This window comes from Variovorax sp. P4_D9 (assembly GCF_056401695.1).
Genome location: NZ_JBFUIU010000532.1, coordinates 1 through 6,270 on the forward strand (window position 1 = coordinate 1; position 6,270 = coordinate 6,270).

The following is a 6,270-nucleotide window of genomic DNA, read 5'->3' on the forward strand; positions in this document are numbered from 1 at the left end:
AAGCAAAAAGGAGCACGACATGAACTGCGAAGCTATCCATTGTCCCGACACGGACAGCGTCAGGTTCGCGATCTATCCTGACGGTTTCGATGGACCTCGCATCATGGCCCGCATCTCCGACTGTGCGCTGCACCAGCACTTTGGCGCCGGCGCCGACGAAATCAGCCTGCTCCGCGCCTGCCAGGCGCACTTCGGCCTGATCGAGGCCAGGGCGCTGGCCCGCTATTCGGCTGCACCCCACATCCCCGTGCTGCTCGCGCCCGGCGACTTCGCCGTCGTCGAGGCGTTGGCGGATGCCCACTGATCCGAAAAAAAGCCGGCGTTACGAATCGCGCTGCACCAGGTAGCCGATGCTGGCACGCAGCCAGTCCAGGTCGGGACCCGGCGGGACGCCCGCAAAGGCCGACACATCGAACTCCTTCGCCGCGGCGTCGGCCAGCGCGACTGCGGATTGCCTCGCCCATTCGATGCTGCCCGTCCCCGCCACGATGTCGTGCAGCCGAAGCACCTCGCGCGGCAGCCGGCGCTCGCGCGGGCGGGCCAGAAAACCGCTCATCCAGTCGCGCTCAGTCCGGCTGGCGCGCGACAACGCATGCGTCAGCACCAGCGTGCGCTTGCCCTCCCACAGGTCGCCGTCGATCTCTTTGCCGTAGCGCGCCTCGTCGCCGCTCAGGTTGAGCACGTCGTCCGTGATCTGGAAGGCCAGGCCGAGCAGATAGCCGAAGCGGTCGAAGCGGTCGAGCTTCGGATCCTCGGGGTCGGCCACCAGCGCACCGATCCGCAACGGATGGATGAAGCTGTACCAGGCGGTCTTCTTTAGCGCCAGGCGCAGATAGTCGTCGGTGCCGACGGTGAGGTTGTTGTCGCGCACCCAGCCGAGTTCCATTGCCTGGCCCTCGAGCGTTTCCATCAGCATGTGGTCGATTTCGCCCAGGATGCGCAAGGCGCCGGCCGGACCCACGAACTCACCGCTGCGGCGCATCAGCCGCATCGCCAGCGCGTTCATCGCGTCGCCGGTGTTGACGGCCAGCGGAATGCCGGCCCGGCGGTGCATGGTGGGCACGCCCCGCCGGGACTCGCTGCCGTCCTCGATGTCGTCGTGGACGAGAAAGGCGTTGTGCAGCATCTCGATACCGGCGGCGGCGGGCAGCGCATGCTCGGCACGCCCGCCCAATGCACGCGTGGTGGCGATGCACAGGGCCGGCCGCAGGCCCTTGCCAGAGCGCGACATGAAATCCTTCACCAGCGCGTACAGGTGGGTCTGCGGCTCCCAGTCGGGCACGCCGGACTCGAGCGTCTCGGTGATCAGGCCGCGGTACCAGGCCAGCCGTTCGACGAAGCCGCCCGGGCCCGTGATATCGCCGATGCCGGGCACGCGGTCGGTAACCCGCAATGCGTTTTCAAGCGGCGCCGGCACGTAGGCGGACCCCTTCCGGACCGCCGGATCGGCACCGAGGGCAGCGCCGGATCCCTGTACCCCCAGGTCGGCGGCATCGAGCGCATCGGCCACCGGCGTCGCGAACGGCGTCATCGCCGCCATCAGCGGGCGCACCTGGTCGAGCAGCGGCGACGCCGCGCGCAGCGCCTGCAAGGCCACTTGCGTGAGCGAGGCATCCCAGGGCAGCCCGGCCCGGTGGCGTGCGGCATCGTGCAGCCGCCAGGGCGTCAGCACTTCCACTTCCTGCAGCGGCCAGACCTCGCAGCGCGGCCCGGCGAAGGCCACCGCATCGAGCAGCGAATTGACCGCCCGCCGCGCCGCCTCGTTGGCCCCCTCCATCGTCGCCAGATCGGTGTGCGTGCGCACGTAGTCGGAGGCCAGGAACAGGTTCGACAGGCCGGTGGCGGCGTTGGGCCGCAGGGCCCAGGTATCGACCAGGTTCACGAGCAGCGGTTCGGCGTTGGCGAGAAAGCCCGGGCGCGTGGGATCGGGCGCGGTGTCCGAATCGAGGAACCAGGAATGCAGGTCTTCATCGCGCAGGATCTCCCGCTCGGTGTTGAGCGAGCGCTTCAACTGGCGCCAGGTCTCGCGGGCCACTTCTTCGCGCGAGCACTGCATCGCAGGCCGCCCGTCCGGCCCCGGTGCGGTCCAGTCGGAGACATCGACCGAGATGATGTCCTTGACGTGGCCGCAGGCGAGCATCGTCGGCACCACGCTGCGCCAGAACGGGAACTGGGAAATGCTGGTCAACGCCCACTCGCTGTCGATGTGGATCACGTGGCCATGCACCTCGGGCACGTCGCGGTACAGGTAGTACTGCACGCCATTCATCCATTCGACGTTCGGCGCCAGCGTTCGCAGGTTGGCGAGCGAGGCGTCGGCGGCGAGCAGGTCGTCGTTCACCAGCAAGGCCATGCGTTCCAGCGGCACGGCGGCGATGTAGTGGTCGCCGTGCACGACGGTGCGAACGCCCTTCTCCATCACCACGATGCCGCTCACCTTGTCGCCCGCGCAGAGGATCTGCTCGACCTCGGCATTGAAGTGGTATTGCACGCCGCGCGACTGCAGCCAGCTGAGCCAGGGGTCGATCCAGATCAGGTTGGTCGGGCCGTCCAGCACCCGGTCGGTCGATCCGCCCGTCGGGTTGACGATCGTCAGCATCAACTGCGTGAAGATGTCGCCGATGGTCCGCGCGCTGGCTCGCCGCGCCTTGGCCGCCACGAGCGAACGCGTGATGCCATCGCCGAGAAACTTCTTGTAGGCCGTCGAGCGTTGCTCCGCACCAATGAAATCCCACCAGCTGATGCCCTCGTATTCGTCGAGCCGGCGCTGCTCGCACGAGGTCATGATCTGCCAGATCCGCGAGCCGAAGAAGGCCAGGTCGTCGGGCGTGAGCCCGGTGATCGGACCAAAGGCGAGCAGGATGTCGCGCAGCACCGTTCCGGCATCGCCCGGCGTCTGCGGAAAGTTGGCCGGCACCTCGAAGGTTGGTTGGTCGTACTGCGTGAAGCCGACGCGCGTGGTCGCCACCAGATGGTCCGCCACCGGGCGTCCGTCGTAGGACGGGATGCGCCGCATGGTGTCGACCACGTGCTTGTAGAAGCCCGGAAAGAAGCGGAAGCCGTGCTCGCCGGGCAGGCGGTGCTCGATGTCGGCCACGCCGCGGTCGGCCAGCTCGTGGCCGGCGCCGCCGTCGTCGTTGTCGCTCACCGGAATGCTGCGCGCCTTGCCGCCCGCGATGTCGCGGCGCTCGAGCACGACCACTTCGAACCCGCGCTCGATCAGCTCGTGCGCGGCGCTCATGCCGGCCACGCCACCGCCGAGGATGACGACCCTTTCAGGCTTCATCTCAGGCTTTGTTCTTGTCGCCCGGGTCTGCTTTCGGTTGCCCGACCTTTCCCGGTTCGTACGCCTTGTTGTCCTTGACTCGGATCACCTTGACCGCCTTGGGCTCCTTGATGCGCAGCAGGATCTTCTCGTAGACGCGGAAGACGAACTGGGGCTCGTCGGTGACCTGCAGGAAGTTGAGCGAGACGTCGGTGGCGACGACGAGCTCGACCGGAGCGGCCCCCAACGCCACCACGACGCCGGACTCCGCGGGCAGCGTCGACGTGCGCAGCAGCGGCCCGCCGCCGAGGAACGGAATGATGCGATCCTGCGGCAGCACCAGGGACCCGGGATCGGGTGTCTGGACCTCGGTGAAGAAACCATGCCCGAACACCACCGCAAAAGGTCCGAAGTGGCCGTCCGCCTCGAGCTGGCTGATGCAGGCCGATACGGCGGGCACCAGTCGGTCCTGGTTGCCTCTCGGGCCGACGAAATGCGCTTCGTCCGGAGGATTTGCCTGCAGCAGGCCCTTGGTCAGCTCGCCGCCTAGCACTTGCGCCACCGCCGACGCCGTCGGAGGCAATTCGCCCGGGCCGGCGAGGCCGCCGAACACGATGTTGTCCTCCAGCCGCGCCAGGATATTTGCCGCCCGCCGGAACAGCTGCAATGCGCTGTCCATGTCCGGATCCGCCATCTGCGCGCCGCGCAGGAACACGCGTACCTGCAGCGTCGGCAGCTGGACCGTCGTCTTGTCCTCGATCTGCAGCTTGGGTGTCCCCTTGCTGTCCACGTAACTGATGGTGTCGGCCGTCACATAGTCGGCGCTGCCCGGCAGCGGCCCGACCAGGGGCAGGAAACTCGCGCCGACGCGAGCCCGAGCCGCCTCGTCCTGGATCGTCTTGCGCACCCGAGCCCACTGCTCGTCGGTCCATGGAACCTGCTGGTTGTTATCCGCCATGTCAACTCCTTGTTTGTTGCCCTCGAGAACCGGTTTAAATCAGGAGGCGCCGTCGGGTGCGCGCGGCAGCCCCGAGGACGGCAGCGGCTGCCCGACCCGAATTGCATAGAGATCGAAGCGGACCAGCAGGTCGGCCATCGTGACCCGGCCGACCGCGAGGCACTGCAGCCGGTTCAGCCACAGCCAATCGGGGTGCGAGGTGACGAACTGCGGCGCCAGGACCAGCGGGGGCAGCGGGTCGTATTCGTTGCGCAGGGCGCGCTCGTAGCCGCCGGGTCCGAGGTCGAAGATGCCGTAGTAGCGCGACAGCAGCAGTGCGCCGTCGTCGGTTTCGTAGGTGATGCGGACGTCGGCAACACCCACGCCGTCGCGGCGCACCAGCATCCAGTCGCCGCCCTCGCCCCGGATGCGGGCGTTGATCCGCGGGCCATGGATCTCACCGGAGGCGATGTAGAAGGTGATGTGCAGCCCGTCCGGCGCCGGCCCGAACGATTCGGGCGGTTTCGCGAGTTGGACCGTGAAGGCCCCCAGGAAGTCCGCGCCCCAGTCGTAGCGCGGCGCCGTGCCGGTGGCGGACGCGGGCGCCGGCACGGCATCGCCGGAGTCAGCGGGCCGCGGCACACCGCGCAGCCGGCGAACCGGAAGCTCGGCGACCACCAGGCCGGCGCGGGACAGCACGGGCGTGTACTCCACCGTGTCGCCGACTTCGCAGGGCGGCAGCAGCGCGCGGAAGCGCTGCGAGCCGGCGTCGGAGCGCTGGCTGTCGGGCCACGCCCGAATCGGGGTCTTCTGCACGCCGTTGACGCGCCGCCCGACCTCCAGCCGATGGCTCGGGTGCGCGGGCGACAGCTGCCACCAGACATCGAGCGGCGTGCCAGCCGCCACCTCCGGGCTCAAGGTGTCGAAAGCCACCGGACCCGGCGTTGCACTCATGTCAGCGGTCGCCGCCTTCGAGCAGCGCTCGAGCCGCGCGCAGCTCGGGCTGATCGAAACTGTCGGTGAATCGCTCGTAGCACTGCCGCACCAGCGCCACGCCTTCGGCTCTCCGCCCGGTCTTCTCCAACAGGGCATGGCAGGACACCGCCGCCCGCAGTTCCAGCGACAGGGCACGCTGCGAGCGCGCCGTCTCCAGGGCCAGTTCGAAGGCGGCCTCGGCCTGCGCCAGGGCCCCAGCCTGCAGATGGATCTCGCCTATCAGCCGGTGGACGTCCGGCAGCAGCACACCGACGTGGCCCCGCTGAGCGGTCTCGGCGGTGGCGGCCAGCATCTCGAGCGCCTCGCCGTCGCGGCCGGCCGCGCGAAGCCCTTCCGCGTGGATCACCGCGACGGTCGGCCCCATGAGGTCCGAGCGCGTGGCCCGGAACAGAGCGACGCCTTCGAACAACTCCCTCAGGCCATCGGCCCGGTCGCCCAGGCGCAGGCGCGCCCAGCCGCTGCTCATCACTCCGACGGCGTACCAGAGCTCCCATCCTTCCGCGCGGGCGAAGCTCTTCACTTCCGAGGCATGGCCGAGCATCCGCGGCGGGTCGTGGTGGAAGGTCAGCATGTAGCAGGCGACGCCGAGCGCATTGCTCAGCGCCGAAGGATGGTCCAACTCGCGCGCCATCGCGATCATGCGGTCGAGCTCCGCCAGGCCCCGGTCCTGGTGGCCCATCATCCACAGGCTGCTGGCCAGCCCCGCCACCAGGTTGACGGTGGAACTGATCTGGAAGGTGTTGGTGAGCGCTCTTTCCTGGTCCAGCGCATAGAGCGCGATGCCGGCCTGGGCATGCTCGATGCATTCGGCCCACTCCCCCCGGTAATAGCGGGTGTAGGAGACCGCATGCCGGCCTGTCACTTCGAGCATCGGCACGCCGCTCGCGAGCGCCATCGACAGCGCCTCGTTCGCGGTCTCGAGGGCGCGATCCAACTGGCCGCCGACGAACAGGTTGGTCCACAGGCCCCAGATCGGCTCGTAGAGCCTGTCGGGCCGATCGAGCCGATGGCTCAGGCTGCGCGCCCGCTCGCAGGCCTGCGCCACCGTCGGGGCGGCCCATCCGTACAGGGT

General features: G+C 68.7%; 5 protein-coding genes. 1 reads left to right on the plus strand and 4 read right to left on the minus strand.

Annotation, left to right across the window (positions count from 1 at the left end):
- The coding region (locus tag AC1DY5_RS37830) for a hypothetical protein (RefSeq protein WP_478119598.1) at positions 1-304 on the plus strand (304 nt) is incomplete at its 5' end.
- An 18-nt stretch (positions 305-322) separates the two neighbouring features.
- Here AC1DY5_RS37830 and AC1DY5_RS37835 read toward each other — a convergent pair.
- From AC1DY5_RS37835 to AC1DY5_RS37850, 4 genes are all read right to left on the minus strand, one after another.
- The gene (locus AC1DY5_RS37835; protein WP_478119599.1) at positions 323-3,286 is read right to left on the minus strand and encodes an FAD-dependent oxidoreductase; all 2,964 of its coding nucleotides are present in this window, start codon (positions 3,284-3,286) and stop codon (positions 323-325) included.
- Between the two features lies 1 nt (position 3,287).
- Positions 3,288-4,223 (minus strand): encapsulin, encoded by a 936-nt coding sequence (locus AC1DY5_RS37840; protein WP_478119600.1) that lies wholly within the window; start codon positions 4,221-4,223, stop codon positions 3,288-3,290.
- A 39-nt stretch (positions 4,224-4,262) separates the two neighbouring features.
- Positions 4,263-5,156 (minus strand): DUF3237 domain-containing protein, encoded by an 894-nt coding sequence (locus tag AC1DY5_RS37845; RefSeq protein ID WP_478119601.1) that lies wholly within the window; start codon positions 5,154-5,156, stop codon positions 4,263-4,265.
- 1 nt (position 5,157) lies between these two features.
- Positions 5,158-6,270, minus strand: a 1,113-nt coding sequence (locus AC1DY5_RS37850) for a hypothetical protein (RefSeq protein ID WP_478119602.1), incomplete at its 5' end; no start/stop codon positions are given.